This is a genomic window from Consotaella salsifontis (assembly GCF_900167365.1).
GTDB classification, from domain to species: Bacteria; Pseudomonadota; Alphaproteobacteria; order Rhizobiales; family Rhizobiaceae; genus Consotaella; species Consotaella salsifontis.
The window spans coordinates 1-23,101 of the sequence record NZ_FUXL01000014.1 but is presented as its reverse complement, the minus strand read 5'-3'; the positions used below and the strand labels follow the sequence as shown (position 1 = coordinate 23,101).

23 protein-coding genes are annotated in these 23,101 nt (G+C 64.4%); 17 read left to right on the top strand and 6 right to left on the bottom strand.

Translation table 11 applies throughout. The features are described from left to right. The first annotated feature begins 322 nt into the window (after positions 1–322). The 10 genes from B5D38_RS22865 to B5D38_RS17015 all read left to right on the top strand — a co-directional run bounded on the left by B5D38_RS22865 (position 323) and on the right by B5D38_RS17015 (position 9,954). Positions 323–895, top strand: coding sequence for a methyl-accepting chemotaxis protein (locus B5D38_RS22865; protein WP_425349337.1), 573 nt, complete (start codon positions 323–325; stop codon positions 893–895). A 64-nt stretch (positions 896–959) separates the two neighbouring features. Continuing rightward, complete coding sequence (locus tag B5D38_RS17055; protein ID WP_078709652.1) at positions 960–2,552, top strand: chemotaxis protein CheW; 1,593 nt, start codon at positions 960–962, stop codon at positions 2,550–2,552. A 24-nt stretch (positions 2,553–2,576) separates the two neighbouring features. After that, on the top strand, positions 2,577–3,659 hold the full coding sequence (gene cheB, locus B5D38_RS17050) for a chemotaxis-specific protein-glutamate methyltransferase CheB (RefSeq protein WP_078709651.1): 1,083 nt from the start codon (positions 2,577–2,579) through the stop codon (positions 3,657–3,659). After that, positions 3,650–4,267, top strand: a complete 618-nt coding sequence (locus tag B5D38_RS17045) for a HEAT repeat domain-containing protein (RefSeq protein ID WP_207552983.1) — start codon at positions 3,650–3,652, stop codon at positions 4,265–4,267. Before cheB ends, B5D38_RS17045 begins: the two co-directional genes overlap by 10 nt. Next, the gene (locus B5D38_RS17040) at positions 4,264–5,151 is read left to right on the top strand and encodes a CheR family methyltransferase (protein WP_078709650.1); all 888 of its coding nucleotides are present in this window, start codon (positions 4,264–4,266) and stop codon (positions 5,149–5,151) included. The genes B5D38_RS17045 and B5D38_RS17040 overlap by 4 nt, the downstream gene beginning before the upstream one ends. Further along, on the top strand, positions 5,148–5,582 hold the full coding sequence (locus B5D38_RS17035; RefSeq protein WP_078709649.1) for a response regulator: 435 nt from the start codon (positions 5,148–5,150) through the stop codon (positions 5,580–5,582). The genes B5D38_RS17040 and B5D38_RS17035 overlap by 4 nt, the downstream gene beginning before the upstream one ends. Further along, positions 5,582–8,113 (top strand): chemotaxis protein CheA, encoded by a 2,532-nt coding sequence (locus B5D38_RS17030; protein WP_078709648.1) that lies wholly within the window; start codon positions 5,582–5,584, stop codon positions 8,111–8,113. Before B5D38_RS17035 ends, B5D38_RS17030 begins: the two co-directional genes overlap by 1 nt. 11 nt (positions 8,114–8,124) lie before the next feature. Further along, positions 8,125–8,391, top strand: coding sequence for a hypothetical protein (locus B5D38_RS17025; RefSeq protein WP_078709722.1), 267 nt, complete (start codon positions 8,125–8,127; stop codon positions 8,389–8,391). Next, on the top strand, positions 8,388–8,753 hold the full coding sequence (locus B5D38_RS17020) for a response regulator (protein WP_207552982.1): 366 nt from the start codon (positions 8,388–8,390) through the stop codon (positions 8,751–8,753). Before B5D38_RS17025 ends, B5D38_RS17020 begins: the two co-directional genes overlap by 4 nt. Before the next feature lie 10 nt (positions 8,754–8,763). Continuing rightward, entirely contained in the window at positions 8,764–9,954 is a 1,191-nt protein-coding gene (locus B5D38_RS17015; RefSeq protein WP_131829950.1) for a methyl-accepting chemotaxis protein, read from the top strand. 45 nt (positions 9,955–9,999) lie between these two features. Here the strand turns inward: B5D38_RS17015 and B5D38_RS17010 are convergent, their stop codons facing one another. Then, complete coding sequence (locus B5D38_RS17010) at positions 10,000–10,929, bottom strand: hydrogen peroxide-inducible genes activator (protein WP_078709646.1); 930 nt, start codon at positions 10,927–10,929, stop codon at positions 10,000–10,002. A gap of 97 nt (positions 10,930–11,026) precedes the next feature. Between B5D38_RS17010 and B5D38_RS17005 the strand changes: the two genes are divergently transcribed. The 4 genes from B5D38_RS17005 to B5D38_RS16990 all read left to right on the top strand — a co-directional run bounded on the left by B5D38_RS17005 (position 11,027) and on the right by B5D38_RS16990 (position 15,055). Beyond that, on the top strand, positions 11,027–12,529 hold the full coding sequence (locus B5D38_RS17005; protein WP_078709645.1) for a catalase: 1,503 nt from the start codon (positions 11,027–11,029) through the stop codon (positions 12,527–12,529). Between the two features lie 114 nt (positions 12,530–12,643). After that, a complete protein-coding gene (locus B5D38_RS17000) occupies positions 12,644–13,939 on the top strand; it encodes an RsmB/NOP family class I SAM-dependent RNA methyltransferase (protein ID WP_078709644.1) in 1,296 nt (431 codons plus the stop codon). A 2-nt stretch (positions 13,940–13,941) separates the two neighbouring features. After that, entirely contained in the window at positions 13,942–14,391 is a 450-nt protein-coding gene (locus B5D38_RS16995) for a TspO/MBR family protein (RefSeq protein WP_078709643.1), read from the top strand. A 13-nt stretch (positions 14,392–14,404) separates the two neighbouring features. Continuing rightward, on the top strand, positions 14,405–15,055 hold the full coding sequence (locus tag B5D38_RS16990; RefSeq protein WP_078709642.1) for a 5'-methylthioadenosine/S-adenosylhomocysteine nucleosidase: 651 nt from the start codon (positions 14,405–14,407) through the stop codon (positions 15,053–15,055). Positions 15,056–15,112: 57 nt separating this feature from the next. On the opposite strand, the gene B5D38_RS16985 is transcribed toward B5D38_RS16990, so the two are convergent. Next, complete coding sequence (locus B5D38_RS16985; protein ID WP_078709641.1) at positions 15,113–16,474, bottom strand: esterase-like activity of phytase family protein; 1,362 nt, start codon at positions 16,472–16,474, stop codon at positions 15,113–15,115. 165 nt (positions 16,475–16,639) lie between these two features. Then, entirely contained in the window at positions 16,640–17,128 is a 489-nt protein-coding gene (locus B5D38_RS16980) for a YciE/YciF ferroxidase family protein (RefSeq protein ID WP_078709640.1), read from the bottom strand. Between the two features lie 171 nt (positions 17,129–17,299). Here B5D38_RS16980 and guaA point away from each other — a divergent pair, with 171 nt between their 5' ends. Both guaA and B5D38_RS16970 read left to right on the top strand, forming a co-directional pair. Then, complete coding sequence (gene guaA / locus B5D38_RS16975) at positions 17,300–18,856, top strand: glutamine-hydrolyzing GMP synthase (RefSeq protein WP_078709639.1); 1,557 nt, start codon at positions 17,300–17,302, stop codon at positions 18,854–18,856. 317 nt (positions 18,857–19,173) lie between these two features. Beyond that, a complete protein-coding gene (locus tag B5D38_RS16970) occupies positions 19,174–20,430 on the top strand; it encodes a tyrosine-type recombinase/integrase (RefSeq protein ID WP_078709638.1) in 1,257 nt (418 codons plus the stop codon). Here B5D38_RS16970 and B5D38_RS16965 read toward each other — a convergent pair. Further along, positions 20,420–20,719, bottom strand: a complete 300-nt coding sequence (locus B5D38_RS16965) for a helix-turn-helix transcriptional regulator (RefSeq protein WP_116002810.1) — start codon at positions 20,717–20,719, stop codon at positions 20,420–20,422. The genes B5D38_RS16970 and B5D38_RS16965 overlap by 11 nt on opposite strands. A 414-nt stretch (positions 20,720–21,133) precedes the next feature. Here B5D38_RS16965 and B5D38_RS16960 point away from each other — a divergent pair, with 414 nt between their 5' ends. Beyond that, positions 21,134–22,027, top strand: coding sequence for a LysR family transcriptional regulator (locus B5D38_RS16960; protein ID WP_207552981.1), 894 nt, complete (start codon positions 21,134–21,136; stop codon positions 22,025–22,027). A gap of 1 nt (position 22,028) precedes the next feature. Here B5D38_RS16960 and B5D38_RS16955 read toward each other — a convergent pair whose 3' ends face one another. Together B5D38_RS16955 and B5D38_RS16950 are read right to left on the bottom strand one after the other, a co-directional pair. Next, entirely contained in the window at positions 22,029–22,268 is a 240-nt protein-coding gene (locus B5D38_RS16955) for a DUF2274 domain-containing protein (RefSeq protein WP_078709636.1), read from the bottom strand. A 53-nt stretch (positions 22,269–22,321) separates the two neighbouring features. Continuing rightward, positions 22,322–23,101, bottom strand: a 780-nt coding sequence (locus B5D38_RS16950) for a TraB/TrbI/VirB10 family type IV secretion system protein (RefSeq protein ID WP_131829949.1), incomplete at its 5' end; no start/stop codon positions are given.

Sequence of the window (23,101 nt, the reverse complement as noted above, 5' to 3'; positions counted from 1 at the left end):
CAAGAGCGCCGAAGAAGTCGCTTCGACCGCCGAAGAGCTGTCGGTTACCGTCGAGGAGATCAACCGCGCCTCTCAGCAGATCCTCGTTGCCGTCAACCAGATTTCCCAAGGGGCCGATACGCAGAGCGCCGCCGCCGAACAGTCGAGCGCGGCGATCGAGCAGATCCGCAAAGGCATTGCCGTCACCAAGGACAAGGCCGGTGCGGCGCTCGATCGTGGCACGGCGGTGGAAACGCTGATCGGCGAAGCCAACAAGGGCGTCGACAGCCTCATCGGCGGCGTGTCGGCTTCGCTGGCCGCCAATGCCAGGATCCGTGAGCAGATGGGCGCGCTCTCCGAGGTGTCGCGCAAGATCGACAAGATCGTCGACTCCATCACCATGGTCTCGGTGCAGACCAACATGCTGGCGGTCAACGGCTCGGTCGAGGCCGCGCGCGCCGGCGAGTTCGGCAAGGGGTTTATGGTGGTCAGCACTGACATCCGCAATCTCGCGCAGGACTCCTCGGAGAACGCTGAGCGGATCAAGGATCTGGTGCGCGCCATCCAGGACCAGATCGGCACGGTGACGCACGATCTCCAGGACATCTCGACGCAGACAATGCAGGAGGTCGAGAAGAACAAGCGCATCACCACCAATCTCGCCCAGGTCAAGAGCGACATCACAGTGGTCGTCAACGGCAACCGTCAGGTGCTGTCGGGCAGCGACGAAATGGAAGGGCTGATCGAGTCGATTCAGAAGGGCGTCGAGCAGGTGCTGGTCGCCGCCCGGCAGGCTGCCTCGGCCACTCAGGAAGCCGCCTCCGCCGCCAACCAGCAGAGCCAGGGCGCCGAGGAACTCGCGCGCGCCGTCGAGGAGATCGCGGCCATGGCCGACGAGCTCCAGTCGGCCGCCTGACGAGACGCCGCGCCGGCCGCCGCTCGGCGGCCGCGATCCGCCTCCTGCCCTCAAAGGAACTGCCATGAGCGAGATCACAGCTCAGGACACGACTCTCGGGTCTGTCAGTGCAAAAATGTGCGAAGGCGGGTGCGAGTTCGTCACCTTCTTCATCAAGGCAGAGACCTTCGCGGTGCCGCTGCGCCAAGTGAAGGAAATCATCCGGATGCCGGCGCTGATGAACCTGCCGCTGGCGCCACGCAGTCTGCAGGGAATTACCAATCTCAGGGGCGCGGTGCTGCCGGTTCTCAACTTGCGGCGCGCCTTCGGCATCGAGGACGTCGGCAGCGACGACGCGACCCGCGTCGTCGTCCTCGACATCGGGCGCCCGGTCGGCATCGTCGTCGACCGCATGTCGGCCGTGGAGACAGTCGATCCCACCCTGATCGAGGGCACCGAGCGCATCCGCAGCCAGGTCGATAGCGAGCTGATCAAGGGCGTGATCCGCCAGAGGCCCGCCGGCGCCGGAGAGGCGCAGATGACCATGATCCTCGACATCGAAGAGGTGGTGGCACGCGAATGCGCGGCGCCGACCACGACGCAGGCTAACCGCGCGCCGGACCAGGCACTGATGGAGACGGCGGCCGCGGCGCGTGAGACAGCGAGCGAGGACGTTCGGCAGTTCGTGAGCTTCGTCGTCGACCGTCAGGAATACGCGTTGCCGATCGAGGACGTGCAGGAAATCGTGCATGTTCCCGCGACAATCGCAGCCGTTCCCAATGCGCCCGCCGCCGTCGTCGGAATGGTGACGCTGCGCGACCGACTTCTGCCGATCCTGAGCCTCAGGCGGCTGCTCGGACTGTCGGAGAAGCCGGTCAGCGAGGAGGACCGCGTCATCGTCGTCTCCCCCGCTGACACAGGACACACCACGACCGTGGGCCTCGTCACCGATGCGGTCCGCGAGGTGCTGCGGATCGGTTCGTCGGTCATCGACGCAATGCCGCCGATGCTGGTGCGGGGCGAAACGCTCAATGAGATTGTCTCGGTCTGCCGGCTCGACGGCGGCAAGCGGCTGGTCTCGATCCTCGATGCCACCGCCGTCGTCGACAAGCGCGACGTGCGCGAGGTGGTCGCCAATCACACCAAAACCCCGGAACAAGCGGACGAGGCCATGGAGCGCAACCTCGCAAGAGCCACTGCCGACGAGGAGCAGGTCGTCATCTTCAAGCTCGCCGACGAAGAGTTCGGTGTCGCGATCGATGCCGTGCAGGAAATCGTCCGCCTGCCCGAAAGACTGATCCGCGTGCCGAAGGCGCCGAGCTTCATCGAGGGCATCATCAATTTGCGCGGCACCATCGTGCCGCTGGTCGACCAGCGCCGTCGCTTCGGACTTGCCCCGATGGAGCGCAACGAGCGCCAGCGCGTCGTGGTCTTCACCATGAAGGGCGTGCGTTCCGCCTTCATCGTCGACAGTGTCGTGGAGGTGCGCCGCATCCCGCGCTCGCTGATCAACGATGCTCCGGAGATGTCGGAAGCCCAATCCAAGCTGATCCGGCGCGTTGCCAACCTCGCCGAGCAGAGGCGGATGATCCAACTCCTGGACGTCGACCAACTGCTCGACACGCGCGAGAGCCGCCTGCTGCAGACCGCCGTCGACGGCGAACAGGCAGCCGCGTGACGGTGCGGGCAAGGAGACGACATCGTGACGAAGGTTCTGATCGTCGATGACTCGGCGCTGATGCGCAAGGTGATTGCCACGATGCTGACGGAAGGCGGCTTCGAGGTGGTCACGGCCCACAACGGCGTGCAGGCGCTGGAGGCGCTCCGGCGCGAGCAGCCGGACGCGATCACGCTCGACATCAACATGCCCGAGATGGACGGCTTGACCTGCCTGGCGCGGATCATGACGGAACGTCCGACCCCCGTCGTCATGTGTTCGTCACTGACAGAAAAGGGCGCGGCCGCGACGCTGGAGGCGACCGCCCTCGGCGCCGTCGATTTTCTGCACAAGCCGGACGGGACGGTCTCGCGATCGCTGCACCTCCTGCAGGACAAAATGGTCGCCAAGGTGCGCGCCGCGGCCCAGGCGCGGCTGCGCCGGCGCACCGCAAGTCGGCAACGCACGGTCGAAGCGTCTTCCGCCCCACCCAAGGCCACCGCGACATCACTCGAATACATCGTGCTCGTCGGGGTTTCGACCGGCGGTCCGGCGACGCTGGAGGACTTGCTCTTCTCGTTGCCGCAATCCCTGCCTGCCGCGATCGTGATCGCCCAGCACATGCCGGCTGGCTTCACGCAGGCGTTGGCGGAGCGGTTGAACCGGATCACGCCCTGGACGGTCGCCGAGGTGAACGGCAAGCAGGAGCTGAAGCCCGGCCACATCTATCTTGGGCGCGGCGCCGCCGACGTGATCCTGATGCAGCGCGGCACGCGCGTCGAAGTCACCACGGTTCCGGCGGATGCGTCGCGCCTCTGGCACCCGTCGGTTTCGCGCCTCGTCCAGAGCGCGCTCGACATCGTCACGCCCGAGCACTTGATCGGGGTCCAGCTGACCGGCATGGGCGATGACGGCGCAGCCGAGATGACGGAGTTGAAGCGGCTGGGCGGGCGCACGATCGCCGAGGCTGAGGAGACGGCGGTTGTCTTCGGCATGCCGCGGGAGCTGATCCTGCTCGACGGTGCCACCGCCGTCCTGCCGAGCCATCGCATCGGTCGCGAAATCGGCCGCTGGGCCGCCGGCACCGTCTCGAAATCCGCTTCCCGGGGAGAGCGTCGATGGGCCTAGTCAAAGCCAAGATTCGCAAGACCAAGACCGGTTCGGGCGCGAGCGATGATATGGTCGGGCTGAGCGCCGCGTTGCAGGCGGCCGACCCCGCCGAAAGGCGCAGCGCCGCCCGTCGGCTCGGTTCGACGACGGGCTGTGAAGCCGCCCTGCTTGACAGGCTCGCCTTCGAACACGAGGCGAGCGTCCGCGAGATGCTGGTGCTCTCGCTCATGCAGCTCGGAACGCAGGATGCGGTGCGCGGCTTGGCTGAGCACCTGCGCAGCGAGGACGCATCGCTGCGCAACGCCGTGGTGGAAGCCCTGGAGGCCATGCCCGACGCAGTGGCGCCGAATATCGAGCTTCTGCTCGCCGACCACGACCCGGACGTGCGCATCTTCGCCTGCAACCTCCTGGTCGGCCTCGCCCATCCCGACGTGCCGAAGTGGCTGAGCCACGTCCTGGAGAACGACTCTCACGTCAACGTTTGCGCCGCCGCGGTGGATGCGCTGACCGAGATCGGGCGGCCCGATTGCGTGCCGGCGCTGCGCGCCTGCGCCAGGCGGTTCCCCGAAGAGCCGTTCCTCAGCTTCGCCATCGACGTTGCGATCGCAAGAGCGGCCGAACAATGAGCGCGCTTGCATCGGAAGGACAGGGGGCGGAGGGGCCGCCGCATCCGCTCAGCGATGAGGAACTGGCAAAATTCTCGGAGTTCTTCTACCGCAAGACCGGCATCCGCCTCGACGAGCGCAAACGCTACTACATGGAGCGGCGCATCGTGGAACGCATCCGGCGCACGGGATGCCGCTCGTTCTTCGAATACTTCACGACCCTCAAGCTGAATGGGGCGGCCGGGGAACTCGAGGCCCTCATCAACGAGATGACGGTCAACGAGACCTATTTCTGGCGAGAAAACTACCAGTTCGAGTGTATGACGCGCTCGATGCTCGACGAGATCGCCCGGCGCAAGCGTCCCGGCGAGCCGATCCGCATCTGGTCCATTCCCTGCTCGACCGGCGAGGAACCATACACGATCGCCATTCACATCCTGGAGTACTGGGCGCGGGCGGATTCCTACGACATCGAGATCTTTGCCAGCGATATCGACAGCAATGTCCTGAAGCGCGCGCGAGATGGCACCTATGACGAGCGTTCTCTCTCGCGCCTGCCGCCGCAGTTGCGCGCGCGCTACTTCAAGCTCGTTTCCGAGCGACGTTGGCAGGTCATCAACGAGCTGCGCTCCTCCATCGCGTTCGGCTCGGTCAATCTCAGCGATCCGCTGGAGACCGCGCGCTATCGCCAGATCGACCTAATTTTCTGCCGTAACCTCCTGATCTATTTCGACGACGTATCGAGGCGCCTGGCCGCCGAGAACATGTTCGAGGCGATGTCGCCCGGCGGCTTCATCTGCCTTGGCCATTCCGAAAGCATGAGCCGCATCACCAATCTCTTCAGGCCGCGTCAGTTCGCCGAGGCGCTCGTCTACCAGAAGCCAGCACCATCGAGGGGCGCATGACAAACGCATTGCCCACCCCATCCGCCGCCGAAGCGGGCGCGCGCCGATTCACCTGGCCGGGCACTCGCGTCCTCGTGGTCGACGATGCCATCACGATCCGGCTTTTCTGCCGCCAGATCCTAGAGAAGGCCGGCTTCGAGGTGATCGAAGCGATCAACGGCCTCGAAGGTCTGGAGCAGCTTCTGCAGGGCACGATTGATCTCATTGTAGTCGACGTCAACATGCAGAAGATGGACGGCTACGAGATGCTCAGGGAAGTGCGCCGGCAGCCCGTTCTCAGCGCGATCCCCGCTGTCATGATGAGCACGAAATCCAAGCCCGAGGACGTCGACAAGGCCTACGCAGCCGGAGCGAACTATTATCTGTTCAAGCCGATCCGACCGGAGCCGTTCCTGGCCTGCGTCCGGCTGTTGACCGCGACGGTGCAGTGATGGACCATCTGCTCAAGCAATTCGTGCCCGAAGCGCGCGACCTTCTCGATAAATCGTCGGAGGCGTTGCTCACCCTGGAGAAGAACCCCGCCGACGGCGAGGCGATCAATCGGTTGTTCCGTTCGGTGCATACGCTGAAAGGCACCGCGGGGATCTTCGAGATCCCGTCCTTCACCAAGCTGCTGCACGCTGCCGAGGATATTCTCAATCTCGTGCGCGAGGACCAACTCGCCCTCGATCCAGAACTGGTCGACCAGCTTTTGGCGGGCATCGACGTTCTGGCGCATTGGGTCGAGTGGCTACACGAAAAAGGCGAACTGCCGAACGACGCCGCCTCTGTCGGCGAACGATGCGTTGCCGTCTACCGCCAGCGCCTGAAGGCGAGTGCGCCGGCGCCCGCTGCCGCCGCTGTCGATGAAGCGGCGGAGACAGGGCCGGGCGCAAACTGGTTAGCGACGCTGCCCGAGGCCGACCAACTCGCCGCCGTCCGACTTCTCGCCGAACTCGGCAACGATGCCAGGTTGCTGGCGATCGCCTACGACCCCGATCCCCAGTGCTTCTATAACGGCGAAGATCCGCTGTTCACTGTCAAGCAGATGCCTGGCGTATTGAGCGTTGCGATGGAGTGGCGCCAGGATTGGCAGACGCTCTGCGAGGGGGACCCCTTCAGTTGCCGCGTCCGCTTGCGCGTGCTGGCCGATGCGTCGCGGGATGCGGCCGGCGAGCTCTTCCGTTATGTTTCGGAACAAGTTGACGTCCGGGAGGTGCGGCTCGCTGAGCTTCTTTCCTTTTCCGTCACGCCGTTGCCCGCCGATTCCGAGGCGATCGTCGCGCAATGGCGGGAAGACGCGGCCGATCATGATTGGATGGCCCTCGCCAACGCTGCCGAACAGGCGAGCGACCGCGAGGACTCGATCGGCTCGTCCGCCCGCCTGATCCGCACGCTTCTCGAAGCGCCGAATCCCCCGATTGATGGCGTCGTCGCGATCATCGAGCGGCTGGGCGCGTCGCCTGAGGCGGAGCCTCGCCCTGGCGACTCGCCGGTGCGCCAGCTTTCCGAGGAAAGCTTGGGGGCGCTAGTGCTCCAGGTACAGCAGGCGATCATCGCCACCGAGCCCGGTTCCCAGGAGTGGCGAAACCGCCTCGCCGCCGTTGTCGAAACGCTCGGCCGGGTGGTCTACGTCGAATTTCAGCGCGATGTCCGCGACGAGCTCGAGCAGGCGTTCGAGGCAACGCTCGCCGCCAACGCGGCAGAACCCCTTCTCACCGCGCTGTCCCAGATCCTGTCACCGGCGCCCGCCATAGCGGCCGAAGCCTCGGTCTCCGCAGCCGCGGCAACCGTCGATACCCCGCGCCGCGATGGCGAGAAGGTGCTGAAGGTCGAGCAGAGCCGCGTCGATGCGATCATGGACCTGGTTGGCGAACTGGTGGTGGCCAAGAACGCTCTGCCTTATCTCGCCCGGCGCGCCGAAAACGAGTTCGGTTGCCGCGAACTGGCTCGCGAGATCAAGCACCAGTACGGTGCGCTCGATCGCATCAGCCAGGCGATGCAGGGCGCCATCATGCACATCCGCATGATGCCGGTCGGCACGCTGTTCCAGCGTTATCCGCGGCTCGTGCGCGATCTGTCACGCAAACTCGGCAAGGACATCGAGCTCGTTATCGAGGGCGAGGACACCGAGGCCGACAAGAACGTCATCGAGGCGCTGTCGGATCCGCTGCTTCACATCATGCGCAACTCCCTCGACCACGGCATCGAGCTGCCGGACGAGCGCGGCGCCGCTGGCAAGCGGCGAACGGCGCAGATCAAGCTCAAGGCTTTCCAGGAGGGCGATCGCGTCTGCATCGAGGTGAGCGACGATGGTCGCGGCATCGATCCGGCGCATATCCGGCGCAAGGCCGTCGAAAAGGGACTGATCGACGAGGCCCGTGCGGCGGGGCTCAACGACCGGGAATCGGTCCAACTCGTGTTCATGGCGGGCTTCTCGACGCGCGACGAGGCCAGCGACCTTTCCGGCCGGGGTGTCGGCATGGATGTCGTGCGCACCACCGTCGAGCACATGGGGGGCGACATCGCGCTCGATTCGGAGGTGGGAAGGGGAACCCGAATCCTCCTGCGCCTACCGCTCTCGATGGCGGTCACCCGTGTCATGATGGTCGAGGTGGCCGACATGCTGATCGGCATTCCCATGGACACGGTGATCGAGACGGTGCGCGTGCCGAAGGGCTCGTTGCGCCGGTTCAAGCAGGCCGAGATGTTCACGTTGCGCGAGGCGCTGGTACCGCTGGTGCGGATGCGCGAGCGATTGGCGCTACCGCGTCACGAGGCCGAACGCGACAGCGAGGCAGTCCTCGTTTGCCGGCTCTACGGCGCGCCGATCGGCCTAGTTGTCGATGATTTCAACGTCGGTATCGAGGTGGTCCTCAAGCCCATGACGGGCCTGCTCGCCGGACTTCCCGGCTATGCCGGGACGGCCGTCCTCGGCAATGGCCAGGTGCTGCTCGTTCTCAACCTCAAAGAGCTGCTGTGAAGGAGGCGGACATGACCATCGTCTATGACGACCACACCGTGCGCTGCTCCGGCGTCTGCCCCATCGAAGAGGCGCCCCAGCTCCTGGAATGGCTGCAGAACGCCGCCGATCCCCTGGTCGATCTGTCGGACTGCACGTACCTGCATACGGCCATCGTGCAGATCCTCCACGAATCCGACGCGCGCCTCGTCGCCGCGCCGACCGATCCCTTCCTGTCACGCTGGATCGTCCCGCTGATCCGGCCCGCGAACGCGCAAGCCAAGGAGTCGCAACGATGATGGTTATGTTGGTCGACGATTCGCCGACCCTTCTGGCAAGCATGGAATCGGTTCTGAGGCGGGCCGGCCACGACGTGGTCAAGTCGCTATCGGCCGAGGAGGCGCTGTCGAAGCTGAAGGCCGGCACCAAGCCGCGGCTGGTCATTACCGACCTCAACATGGGCGGAATGAACGGCATCGACTTCATCCGCCAGGCCAAGAAGGTTTCCGGCATGGCCTTTACGCCGATGCTGATGCTGACGACGGAATCCCAGCAGGCGAGGCGTGCGGAGGCGAAGGCGGCCGGCGCGGCCGGATGGCTGGTGAAGCCTGTGGCGGCTGACGCCCTGATCGGCGTCGTCAAGCAGCTCGTGCCTGCGTGAGGTGACTGCGGTGAGTGAGGTTGGTCTGATGACGGCAGGGCGTCGGCAGTCGCGCTGGTCGCCGCTCGACTGGCTGCGGCGGCGCCGTGGACCGGATGCACGGCCGGCGCAGTCCTCCACGGTGGCTGTCGCCGCAGCCGACGCGGCAACGGCCGCGCGCCTCCAGGCCCTTCAACCAGAAGCGGGGGAAGGGGAAGAGGACACGGTCACTATGCCCGTCGCCGCGCCCGATCCTGTTCCATCCCACGATGGCATTCGGCTGGAGGCGGAAGCGCTGCGCTCGTTCGGCGACATCGCCGCCGGGCAGTTGCAGCTCGTGCGCGACCAGACCGAGCAGGTTGCGATGGACATCCTCAGCCTGCTCGGCCCCCTGGAAGGCTTGGTCGGATCGTTTTCCGACAACGTCTCCGCCTCGGCCAAGCCGGTCGAAACCCTGATCGGCCGCATGCGGCAGGAGGCGGGCGAGCATGTGGAGTTGTTCAACCGCACGGCCGAGATCAACCGGCAGCAGGCGGCCCGGATGAAGGCGATGATCCACCAGGTTGGCGACCTCGTGAACCAACTGGTCAAGGGCCTCCATAGCATCGAGGACATCACCCGAAAGACGCGCATCCTTTCGCTCAACGCCAAGATCGAGGCGTCGCGGGCCGGTACGGCGGGGCGCGGCTTCGGCGTCGTCGCCGACGAGATCCGCGCCTTGTCCGACCAGACCGACGGCATAGCCTCGAGCCTTGGAAACAGCGTGCGCGGCATCGACGATCTCGTCAAAGGCACCTTGATGGGCTGCGTCGACAAGCGCGACGACCACGAGACGGAGATGCGCGAGGGCATGAGCCGGGTCAGCGAGGCCATGCTGCGCGATCTCGACCTCATGCGGCGCCAGCAGGCCGAAATGATTGACGGGGTGCGTTCGCTGGGCCGCGACATCGCCGGTCCCATCCAGGAGATAGCTGCCTGTGTCCAGTTCCAGGATGTCGTGCGCCAGCAGACTGAGCGCATCGAAAGGGGGGTGCGCGAGGTGACCGAGATGGGTGCTTCGCTGCTCGTGGCGCCCTCGCAGGCCGACGGCGAGCAACTCCAAGCGGTGGTCGAAGCGCTTTACCACAGCTATGTCAGCACGGCGCAGCGCGATGCCCATCGCCATAGTGTCGGCGACGAAGCCGATACCGCCTCGGGGGCTCCGGCTATCGAGTTGTTTTGAGACGCCAGTGCGTCGATCTTTGGATGGAGAGGGCGGGCCGATCGTTCACCGGAAGGCAGGCTGTTCCTGTTTTTCTCGATCGACTTCCGCCACGCGCCGGATCGTTTCAGCCAGCGCCTCATAGTCCTGCCGCCGGCCGGAGGTCGAGCGGAAGGCGAGAGCCAGGCGGCGCGACGGAACGGGCGCGGCGATCGGGCGGATGGCGATGCCCCCGCTCAGCCTTTCGGCGGCGACGGCGATCTCTGGAACCAACGTCACACCGAGTCCTTCGGCCACCATGCGCAGGATCGTGGCCAGACTTGTGGCGCCGAGGGCGGCGAGACGTCCCGGCTCGATGATGCCGCAGATCTGCAGCGCCTGATCGCGCAGGCAGTGCCCTTCCTCCAGAAGGATCAGCCGCTCCTTGTCGATGAGGTCGAGCCTCACCGGCGACGGGAAGGCGTCGGCCTCGCGCTCGGGAACCGCAAGGTGGAAGGGATCGTCGAAGAGGTCGATGACCTCGATCCCGGGTCTGCGGAACGGCAGAGCCAGGACGATGCAGTCCAGCTCGCCGCCATCCAGCGCATCCACCAGCGTCGCCGTGATGCTCTCGCGAATCTCGATCTTCAGCCGGGCGTGGCGCGTGCGCAGCTCGGGCAGAAGCGCCGGCAGCAGATAGGGCGCCACCGAGGCGATGAAGCCGATCTTGAGCCGGCCGCCCAAAACCTCGTCCGATCGCGCGGCGAGCGCCTCGAGGTCGCTGATATCGGCCAGGATGTGGCGCACACGCTGCGCCACGGCTCGCCCCTCCGCCGTCAACATGACGCCACTGGCGCGCCGCTCCAGAAGCGGGCTGCCGAAGAACGCCTCCATCTGCTGAATCTGGGCGGAAAGGGCCGGTTGGCTGATGTTGAGCCGGCGCGCCGCCTTGCCGAAATGAAGCACCTCCGCCAGGGCGTCGAAATAGCGCATCTGGCGAATGGTGGGCGATGCCATAATTTTTTCCAATCAGCATGCGAAGCAAATACGATTGGAAATTATCGCGTTGATGTGATGGAAGGCAAGCGAAGAGAAGAGATCGAGGGAGGCCATCATGGCTGATCGCACGAGACTGACGACGACGGCCGGCGCGCCGCTGTCCAGCAACCAGAATTCGAAGACGGTCGGCCCGCGCGGCCCCGTGCTTCTGGAAGACTACCAGCTCATCGAGAAGCTGGCGCACCAGAACCGCGAGCGTGTGCCGGAGCGCGTGGTCCACGCCAAGGGATGGGGCGCCTATGGCACCCTGACCGTGACGGAGGACGTGAGCCGCTATTCGCGCGCCAAGGTGCTGCAGCCCGGCGCCAAGACCGAGATGCTGGCGCGCTTCTCGACGGTGGCGGGCGAGCAGGGCGCGGCCGATGCCGAGCGCGACGTTCGCGGCTTCGCGCTGAAGTTCTACACCGAGGAAGGCAACTGGGACATCGTCGGCAACAACACGCCCGTCTTCTTCGTCGCCGATCCCTACAAGTTCCCCGATTTCATCCACACGCAGAAGCGCCATCCGCGCACCAACCTCCGCTCGGCGACGGCGATGTGGGACTTCTGGTCGCTGTGCCCGGAGTCGCTCCATCAGGTGACGATCCTGATGTCGGATCGCGGCATCCCGACCGATCCCTCGCGCATGAACGGCTATGGTAGCCACACCTACAGCCTGTGGAACGACAAGGGCGAACGCTTCTGGGTGAAGTTCCACTTCAAGACGGAACAGGGCCACGCGCACTTCACCAACGAGGAAGCCGAAAAGGTCATCGCCAAGTCGCGCGAGAGCTATCAGGAGGCCCTCTACGGCATGATCGAGGAAGGGCGCTTCCCCAAGTGGACCTTCTACATCCAGGTCATGCCGGAGATGGAAGCTGAGGACTTCGAGAAGAAGACGGGCTGGAGCGCCTTCGACCTCACCAAGGTTTGGCCGCACGGCATGTATCCGCTGATCAAGGTCGGCGAGATGGAGCTGAACCGCAACCCGGAAAACTACTTCTGCGAAATCGAGCAGTCGGCCTTCAACCCGTCCAACATCGTCCCCGGCATCGGCTTTTCGCCCGACAAGATGCTGCAGGGTCGCCTGTTCTCCTATCCGGACGCGCACCGCTACCGTATCGGCACCCATTACGAGTCGCTGCCGGTCAACAAGCCGAAGAGCCCCGTCGCCCACTACCACATGGGCGGCACGATGCCTTTCGGTCTGCAGACCAATCCGGATGCCTATTACGAGCCCAACAGCTTTAACGGCCCGGTCGAGGACCCGAGCGTCGAGGAGCCGCCGCATCGCTATGCGGGGCAGGTCGGCCGCTACGACCATCGCGGCGAGGCGGATCACTTCAGCCAGCCGCGCGCCTTGTTCAACCTGTTCGACGACGGGCAGAAGCAGCGCCTGTTCCACACCATCGCCGGGGCGATGCAGGGCGTCCCGCAGTTCATCGTCGATCGCCAGCTGGCGCTGTTCGATCAGGTGGACCCGGCCTATGGCGCGGGCGTGCGCAAGGCCATCGAGGAGCAGGGCCGAGACGATGCGGAGGCCAGCCTTTCGACCAGCCACAGCGCGGCGGCCGAATAAGGCAACGCCTTTCGCCTGATTGAGATCACGAGGGTCGGCGCCCGCGCGCCGGCCCTTTTTCTTGCCGCGACGCGGGATGGGCGGTAGATGGCCCCTGACCAAGAAGGAGGCTTCATGAGACTGGGTGGTCGTATGGCGGCGGCGATGGAGATCATCGCCGATATCGAGGCTCGGCATCGCCCGGTGGCCGATGCGCTGAAGGACTGGGGCCTGTCTCACCGCTTCGCCGGATCGGGGGACCGGGCCGCCATCGGCAATGTGGTCTACGACGTTCTGCGCAGAAAGCGCTCACTCGCTTGGCGCATGGAGGCGGAGACGCCGGACGCGCTCGTCTTCGCCGCCATGCTCACCGGTCAGGACATGTCGCCCAATGATCTGCGCCAGGCGCTCGACGGTGACCGCTTCGCGCCGCCACTGCCGGACGATGCCGCCTTCGAGCGCTGTGCGGCGCGCGATCTCGCCGAGGCGCCCGATGCCGTGCGCGCCGATCTGCCGGAGTGGCTGGCGGCGCACTTCAAAGAGGCTTTCGGCGAGGACTGGGTGGCGGAGGCGGCCGCCCTTGCCGAGCGCCCGCCGCTCGACATGCGCGCCAACGCGCTGAAGGCGACGCGCGACAAGGTGGTAAAGGCACTGGCGCCGTTTTCCACCGTCGAGACGGCGCTGGCCCCGGAGGGCCTTCGCATCGCCCCGACCACGGGGGCTGCGCGTCATCCCAATGTTCAGGTCGAGGCGGCCTTCCAGAAAGGCTGGTTCGAGATTCAGGACGAGGGTTCGCAGCTCGCCGCGCGCCTTGCCGGTGCACGCGCGGGGATGCAGGTGCTGGACTTTTGCGCGGGGGCGGGCGGCAAGACCCTGGCGCTCGCCGCCGCGATGGAAAACAGCGGCCAGATCCACGCCTACGATGCCGACCGTCAACGCCTCGCACCCATCCATGATCGCTTGGCGCGCGCCGGCGCGCGCAACGTTCAGGTCCATGCGCCGCGCGACGATCTCGGCGAGCTGAGGGAGCGCATGAACCTCGTGCTCGTCGATGCGCCCTGTACAGGTACGGGAACCTGGCGGCGGCGGCCCGACGCCAAGTGGCGCCTATCGGAAGCCGCGCTTGAAAAGCGGCTGGGTGAGCAGGACGCGGCGCTGGATGCCGCGAGCGCCTTCGTCAGGCCCGTCGGGCGCCTCGTCTACATCACCTGTTCCCTGCTGCCGCAGGAAAACCGCGAGCGCATCGCCGCCTTCCTTGAACGCCATCCCGACTTCGCCGTTCTCGATGCGCAAGCCCTGTGGCGCGAAAGCCTGCCCGACGCCGCGCCTGCCTATCACGCCGTCGCTGCGGGAGAGGGGCGCGCCCTGATGCTGACGCCGCTGCGCTCCGGCACGGACGGCTTCTTCTTCGCCGCCCTGGAACGGAGATGACCATGAAACGCTGGGGCCTGCTCGCTCTCTTCCTTCTCCTGACGCTCGGCGGCGGCTGGATCATGGGCTCGCTGACGGATACCTCGGGCTGGTATCAGGAGATCGCCAAGCCCTCCTTCACGCCGCCCAACTGGGTCTTCCCCGTCGCCTGGACGACGCTTTACGTCCTGATCGCCATTGCCGGATGGCGCGTCCATCTCGCCGGGCTCGCCCGCGCCCGCGCGCTGTGGTGGCTTCAGCTCGTCCTCAATTTCGCCTGGACGCCGCTGTTCTTCGCGCTGCATTGGACCGGGGTCTCGCTCCTCGTCGTCGCCGCCATGCTCGTCATCATCCTGAGCTTCATCGCCGAAAGTTGGCGTGGCGAGCGCCTCGCGGCCGGGTGCTTCGTGCCCTATGCCTGCTGGGTCGCCTATGCCGGGGTGCTCAATGCCTCGATCTGGTGGATGAACTGAGGAGGACGGCGCCATGAGCGTTCTCGGGCGGGCGGAGATCGCCACGGACGTTCTGGCCGGGCGCCGCGTTCTCTTCGTCATGGCGGCGCGGGCCGAGTACCGCGAGCGGCTGAAGGCGCGCATTCGCCCCGTCATGACCGGCGTCGGCCCTATCGAGGCCGCGCTCGGCACCGGGCTGGCGCTCCAGGCCCTGAAGGATGCGGGCGAAGCGCCGGACGTCGTCGTTTCGCTCGGCTCGGCCGGATCGCGCACCCTGGAACAGGGCGAGGTCTATCAGGTCTCCTCGGTGTCCTGGCGCGACATGGACGCCTCGCCTCTCGGCTTTGCCAAGGGCGTGACGCCGTTCGTCGATCATCCGGTGGATACGCCTCTGCCGACGCCGATCGAGGGCATCGCCCGCGCGCGCCTCTCGACGGGTGGAAATATCGTTTCCGGCGCCGCCTATGACGCCATCGATGCTGACATGGTGGACATGGAAACCTTCGCCGTGCTGCGCGCGTGCCAGCGCTTCGGCCTGCCGCTGATCGGCCTGCGCGGCATTTCGGACGGCGCGGCGGAACTTCGCCATTACGACGACTGGACGAGCCTGCTCGGCCATATCGACGAGCGCCTTGCGGACGCGATCGACCATTTGGAGCAGGCGATCGCCGCTGCGGATCTTTGAAGCGGGAAAGGCGGCGCCGGCATTTCCGGCCGGCGCCGCCCCCTCGCTTGAAAGGGTCTACTCGGCCTTCAGGAAGTCGCCCACCTCGAGAAGCACGAACTCGTCGTCGTCCGCCTTGTCCAGCGCGCGGCCGGCCGAGAAGGGGAAGTTGTTGTCGTTGCCCACGATGATGTGGGTGTCGTCCACCTTGTCGACGTTCTCGATGGTCACGAACGGCATGTCGTAGCCACCCTCGAAGCCGCCCTGGCGCGCCGCACCCTTGGGGTCCTTGATGTCCAGAAGATCGATATAGCCGATCTTCCTCACCGCCTTGCCGACATTGTCGTCGGAAAGCTCGATCTTGTAGATGCGCTTGAGCTTGGCGGGCGTGGCGAAGCAGTCCGGCTTGGCCTCGCCCTGACAGGCCTTGTCGGCGCGTCCGGCGCCATTGTCGCGCTCGATGATCAGGCCGTGGCTGGCGTCGATCATGTTGAAGTCGCCGATCGCCTCGCCGCCGGCGGCAAGCGGATAAAGCCAGGAGCGGCCGGTCCAGTCGCCCTTGGCGGTGTCGAACTCGACGATCCGGAGCGCCGTGCGGCCGTCCTCGGCGGTCTCGGCCTTGCCGTCCTTGTAGAGCGGGCCTTCCAGAAGGCCGTAGAGGTGGCCGCCGTCGGGAGAGATGGCCATGCCCTCATAGCCGCCCGAGCGCTTGATGTTGAAGGTCGGCATGGGCTGGGTCGGGTTGCCGGGAAGCTGGAGCTTGGCATTGTCGGGCGACATCACCTCGGTCTCGCCGACGCGCGTCGCGTGGACTTCCTTGAGCTTGCCGTCGCGATCGAATTTCAGGATGTAGGGGCCGAATTCCTCACCCACCCAAAACCCGTCCTCGACGGGCTGGATCGACTCGACGTCGAAGTCGGCGCCGGTGAGATAGCGCGTGTCGGAGCCTTCCATGACGATCGGGAAGGGAGCGACCTTGTCCGGGTCCGACAGGAAGACGGTTTCCATGCGATTCACCGTGCCGGCATCCCAATCGAAGCCGAGGTGATGGAGCATCAGCATCGAATCGTTGGAATTCATCTTGGACCCGAAGCCGTTGTCGGACAGGGACCAGAAGGTGCCGTCGGGCATCGCCTTGATGCCGGAGAAGCCTTGCAGGCTCTGGCCGTCGATCGGCAGGCCGTAACCCGTGTGCCGGACGCCGTCCTTGCCCTTCTGCGCGCCGAGCTCGGCGGTGCGGGCGCGGTCGGCGGTGGTGAACTTGCCGGCCTGCTGGAGGTGGGCCGGGGCATCGGCTGGCGCGGCCACGATGGAATCGGCCGGCAGGACCGCCTGGGAAACGAGAGTGGCGTCGAACGCCTTGCCTTCGAGGGCCTCGTTGGCGGCACAGATGCTGGTGGTGGCGGCGAGGATCGTCGTCGCCAGAAGGATCGCTTTCATGAGGTCTCCCCGTTTTCGTGAACGGCGGGACAACAGCGAAATTTGGTGACAGGCGATTGACAGGTCGATGAACGGCCGGTGACGGACGGGGCCGCGCAGTCATGCCACTGCCCAGCAAAAAGGGCCGGCGCGGGCCGGCCCTCTTGCATGAGTCAGCCGTCCTGATCAGGCGGCCTTCTTGTTGACCTTCGCCTCGGCGATCTTGGTCAGCTTCTCGTCGGCCGCCTTCTCTTCCTTCAGCGTCTCGCCGAGGATCTTGATGGCGTCCTTGTGGCCGAGGGTTTCGGCCCAGGAGACGAGCGTGCCGTAGCGCGTCATCTCGTAGTGCTCGACCGCCTGGGCGGCCGCGACGAGCGCCGCGTCGAGGGTCTCTGCGTCCTCGATCTCTTCCATCAGCTCTTCGGCCTCGGAAACGATGCCCTCGATGGCGGGGCATTTTTCGGCCTTCGGCTTCTGGCCCAGAGACTTGAAGACCTCGTCGAGGCGCTCGACATGGCCCTTGGTCTCTTCCAGATGGCTATCGAAGGCCTTCTTGACGTCGGCCGACGATGCCTTCTTCGACATCTTCGGCAGGGCCTTGGTGATGGTCTTCTCGGCGTAGTAGATGTCCTGCAGCGTGTGCAGGAAAAGATCGTCCAGGGTCTTCACGGACATGGCGTATCTCCTCAAAACATGCGGCCATTCCGACCGTCGCGCATCAACGCCGACCCCCAAACGGTGTTCCTTGAGAAAATCTCCGAAACTCGATAGGCGTGACTGCATCGCAAAAGCGGCTCATAAGGGCCGCCGCTTGCCTTCCTTCATCGCCTCGACTAATGGCTCGTCATGACAGCCCATCCTGAATCCGTTCTCATCGTCGATTTCGGCAGCCAAGTCACCCAGCTGATCGCGCGCCGGGTGCGCGAAGCCGGCGTCTACTGCGAAATCGTCCCTTTCCAGTCCGCGGAAGAGGGGCTGAAGCGTCTCCGCCCCAAGGCCGTCATTCTCTCAGGCTCCCCCGCCTCGGTGCTCGACGAGAAGGCGCCTGGCGTGCCGAAAACCCTCTGGGACGCGGGCCTGCCGGTGCTCGGCATCTGCTACGGTCAGCAGGTGATGTGCTCGGCGCTCGGCGGCCATATCGAGGGCGGCCTCGACCGTGAGTTCGGCCGGGCCTTCATCGAGATCGAGCGATCCTCGCCGCTCTTCGACGGCATCTGGGCGGAGGGCACGCGCCATCAGGTGTGGATGAGCCACGGCGATCGCGTCACGCAGATTCCGGAGGGTTTCGCCGTCATCGCCACGTCGCCCGGCGCGCCCTTCGCCGCCATCGCGGACGAGCGCCGGCGGCTTTATGCCGTGCAGTTCCACCCCGAGGTGGTTCACACCCCGGACGGCGGGCGGCTTCTCGCCAATTTCGTTCATCGCATCGCGGGCCTTTCCGGCAGCTGGACCATGGCGGCGTTTCGCGAGCAGGCGATCGCCGACATCAGGGCCAAGGTCGGATCGGGCCGCGTCATCTGCGGCCTGTCGGGCGGCGTCGATTCCGCTGTCGCGGCGGTGCTGATCCACGAGGCGATCGGAGACCAGCTGACCTGCATCTTCGTCGACCATGGCCTGTTGCGTCAGAACGAGGCCGAGCAGGTGGTCGAGCTGTTTAGGGGCAGCTACAACATTCCGCTGGTCCATGTGCAGGCGGAGGATCTTTTCGTCGACGCGCTGACGGGCGAGAGCGACCCGGAGGTGAAGCGCAAGACCATCGGCCGCCTCTTTATCGAGACGTTCGAGGCCGAGGCCAAGAAGATCGGGGGGGCGGATTTCCTCGCCCAGGGCACGCTCTATCCCGACGTGATCGAGAGCGTTTCCTTCACCGGCGGCCCGTCGGTGACGATCAAGAGCCATCATAATGTCGGCGGCCTGCCCGAGCGCATGAACATGCGGCTGGTCGAGCCGCTGCGCGAACTCTTCAAGGACGAGGTGAGGGCGCTCGGGCGCGAACTCGGCCTGCCGGAGGCCTTCGTCGGCCGCCACCCGTTCCCGGGGCCCGGCCTTGCCATCCGCTGTCCGGGCGGCGTCACGCGCGACAAGCTTCATATCCTGCGCCAGGCGGACGCGATCTATCTCGACGAGATCAGGAAGGCGGGCCTTTACGACGCGATCTGGCAGGCTTTCGCGGTTCTTCTGCCGGTCCAGACGGTCGGCGTCATGGGCGACGGGCGCACCTACGAGTTCGTCTGCGCCCTTCGCGCCGTCACCTCGGTGGATGGCATGACGGCCGACTTCTACCACTACGACATGGACTTCCTCGGCCGCACCGCAACCCGCATCATCAACGAGGTGCGCGGCATCAACCGCGTCGTCTACGACATCACCTCCAAGCCTCCCGGCACCATCGAGTGGGAATGATTCAGGCCTTGCCGGGAATATCCGGCGGCACGCCAGAGTTCGACATAACACACTGAAAAACAATAAAAAATAGTCCGTGACCTTTCGTGAACTATCACCCCGCAAGCGTTACGAATGACGGACCGGGTGACGGACCTCCGAAACGTTGCTGTCGATCAAAATTGAAAGTACCGTCAGCAGTGTGAAAGCCGCTGACGGACTTTTTTTGAGCTTATCGCGCTGAAAATAAATAGAATTTTCCGCCAAGGTGGCGCAAAAATGCCCTGACGGACATTTCGGCGACTTTCCCTCGATTTTCCACCGATATCGGAGGGAATATGCTGACCGATACAGCCCTTAAGGCTTTGAAGCCACGAGACAAAAAGTACAAGGTGACGGACCGCGACGGCATGTACGTGCTCGTCATACCGACGGGAGCCATAAGCTTCCGCTACGACTATCGGATAAACGGTCGCCGGGAGACGGTCATCCTTGGCCGGTACGGACCCGCTGGCCTTTCCTTGGCGCGAGCGCGGGAAAAGCTGATTGACGCGAAGCGAGCGGTTCAGGAAGGCCGATCTCCCGCGCGTGAGAAGCAGCAGCAAAAGCGACGTCTGAAGGAAGCGAAGAGCTTCGGTGAGTTCGGCGAGCGCTACTTCCAGGAAGCGCCGATGGCCGACAGCACGCGCGCCATGCGCCGGACGATCTATGAACGCGACATCCTGCCGAAGTTCCGCAAGAGACTGCTCACAGAGATCGAACCCGATGACCTCCGAGCGTTATGCGCCAAAGTGAAAGATCGGGGCGCTCCTGCGACTGCAATACACGTCCGCGACATCGTCAAGCAGATCTATGGCTTCGCCATCCTGCATGGCGAGAAGGTCGCCAACCCTGCGGATGAGGTCGGCCCCTCGTCGATCGCGACCTTTGCACCGAAAGACCGGGCGTTGTCGCCTGCGGAGATACGCATCATGCTCAATCAGCTTGAGCATGTAGCAACGCTTCCGACGATCCGGCTGGGTCTGAAGCTGATCCTCCTGACGATGGTGCGTAAGAGTGAGTTGCAGGATGCCACCTGGGATGAGGTCGATTTCGAGAACGCGGTGTGGTCGATACCGAAGGAACGCATGAAGCGGTCGAAACCGCACAATGTCTACTTGGCCCAGCAAGCGCTCGACATCATGGTTGCCCTCAAGACCTGCTCTGGGAATTCCAAGTATCTTCTTCCGTCGCGCTACGACGCCGATGCACCGATGTCGCGCGCCACGTTCAACCGCGTCACGATGGCCATCATCAAACGTGCAAAGGATGAAGATCTGCCGCTGGAGCCCTTCACGGTTCACGACCTGCGTCGGACCGGATCGACGCTGCTCAACGAACTCGGTTTCAATAGCGACTGGATCGAGAAGTGCCTGGCGCACGAAGATGGCCGCTCGTCCCGGGGCGTCTACAACAAGGCCGAGTACGAGCATCAGCGTCGGCACATGCTGCAGGAATGGGCCAATCTGGTGGATGCCTGGACGGCAGGGCAGAAGTATGTTCCGACCCTCTATCCGCCCTCGATGGACCTACTGGTGCCGGAGCCTAACGTTTGACAGGCCGGGTTTTACGGAGGTGGACGTCTGGCATCGGAGCTCGCCGGGCCGCCTTTGCGGCTGACAGCCTGCGACGGTCGTCGAGCCACTGTTCCACCTCGTCCAGATCCCAGACAACGCAACGGGAGGTGAGATAGAAGCGACGAGGGAATTCCCCGCGCTGCTCCATCTCGTAGATCGTGGTGTCGGCAAGCGGCACAATCTTGCGGAGCTGATCTCGGCGAATGGTCCGGCTGAAGCCAACGGACTTTGACAGTTCGGAATTCGGGGTGCTCAAGTCGACCTCCATCAATTCTAGGCTATCGACGACAATGTGAGCGAAAAAACGATGGGGAAAGAGCTTGTCCGCCATCGGCGTGTAGAAGGATATTGCAGCGTAGGAAATGGGAGTGAGGCCTGGCTTTGAGCTTTGATTTCGGCAGGTGACTTGGCACGAGCGCCCATCGGCCGGAGCGTCACAAGTCGTGCTCTTGCCAATCACTGCCTTTGAAACTACTTCAAGAACGCCTTATAGTGGGCGACTTCTGCGCTCGCGCAAGGGCCTCAAGAGATTCCTTTTGATACTGTGTAGAGGGCACCAGCTTTCGAAGCTCGTGTTGCGTTTGCGGCGTGAAGTTGGCTTTCAAGCCCACACTGCAACGTTCTGATGGCCTGCTCCGCCCGCCGCGCTGCTCGAAATGCTGCGCCAATGCGGATGCATCAGATGGAACTTTGCCATCTTCGGTATCTGACAGCGGCCGTCGAACACGGTAGTTTCCGCCGTGCCGCCTTTGAGCTTGGGGTTCAAGAATCGACTATCAGTCGCCGTATTCGCGACCTCGAGGACGAGATCGGCGCGGCCTTGTTCATACGTCACAGCAGTGGGATTCACCTGACACTAGCTGGGCAGCGGTTTTTTGCACGAGCAAAAAAGGCAATAGATCAACTGAACTATGCAGTTAAGGATGCTGGCGCAGCTGGCCAGGGGCAGATCGGGTTACTGCGGGTTGGAATATATTCATCGCTAGCTTCGGGGTTTCTTTCCAACCTCTTGCATAGATACAACGCTACCCACTCGAGCGTTCGTATGGAGTTTGTTGAAGGTAATCAAGATAATCATCTTATGGAAGTTCGTCGGTTTCGTCTTGACGTGGCCTTCATCACTGATGCTACGACTGTACAGGGATGTGATATAGCTCCGCTATGGACAGAGCGCGTTTTCGTTGTTCTGCCGTCGCGCCATCCTCTTTCAGAACTGACGGAAATAACGTGGTCAGACTTACGAGGTCAGCCTTTTGTCGTGAGTTCAGATTATCCAGGGCCCAAGATTACAGAGTATTTGATTAGACATCTTTCGAGGGGTTCCGAGCATCCAAGCGTTGATCCACAAGATGTCAGCCGAGACAATTTGATGCAGATCGTTGCGCTTGGACGCGGGCTAACGCTTACCAGCGAGGCGACTACAGACGTGGTATTTCCGGGAGTCATCTATCGGCCGATTTCGAACGAACAAGTGTCCTTCAGTGCAGTCTGGTCGCCGCGGAACGACAACCCAGCGTTCCGTCAGCTGCTCAGTTTGGCTCGGTCGATGGCAAAAGAGAACGCACCGTCAGCATAGGTCATTCATCACGCCACTGCGTTGGCCCACTCCTTCGCGCCTTCGCAAATCCACGATCGGTCGCGATGAAGCGCTGGAGCATGGGGACGATGAGGCGGACGGGATCGGCGGCGGGATGGCCGGTCTCACGGGCGAGGATCTCGGCGTAGACGGCAAGATCGCGATGCAGGCTGGCGGGAAGCTCCAGCGTGACCTTCACAGGTTTCTCGTCGGCCAGGGGACCGAGTTTCAACTTGACCATGGGCATGCCTTTCCGATTGCGCGACCGACGTCCAATGCCGTGCGGCTTCGGGATCAACCGCCATAAGGCTCGAGCACGAGGTCGCGGGTGACGATGATGCGAACGGGGAAGCCCGGACGGATGGTGAGCGTCGGGGCGACGTCGAGCTTGCGGCGGATGATCTCCTGACCGGCGTCGTTGAGGGTGTCCTGAGCGCCGTTCTGGATCGCCTGGACCAGGCGATCGTCATCGTCGGTCGCCAGTTCCGTGCCGACGCCGAGAAGGGTCGAGAGACCGGCGGCCTTGGCAAGGTCCCACCAATGGTGGTCGACGCCATCTTCGAGACCGGCATAGCCCTGGGTGTCGGCACCCGGCAGGCGTTCCAGCACGATCGATTTGCCGTTCGGCAGGATCAGCCGGTTCCAGACCAGGAGGATGCGCCGCTGGCCAAACTCGACGCCGTGATCGTAGGTGCCGATCAGGCGCGTTCCCTGGGGAATGAGCAGGAAGCGGCCGGTGGGGCTGTCGAAGACGTTCTCCGTCACCTGGGCGGTGATCTGGCCGGGCAGATCGGAGCGGATTCCGGTGACGAGCGCGGCGGGAATGACGGCACCGGCCTGAAGGACGTAGGGGCTTGCGGGAGCGGCCAGGCGCTCGGCCGAGACAGTGCGGTGATCGGCTGCGGCGTTGAGGAAGGCGAGCTGTCGATCCTGAGCAAGCGGCGCGCCGGTACCCGGCGCCGCTGACGCCGTTCCTTGGTCGCCAACTGCGGCTCCACGGCCCCCTTGCTGGGCGACGAACAGGCGACTGGTGAGGGCCGCCTCCTGTTCCTGCGCCTGCCGCTGCTCCTCGCG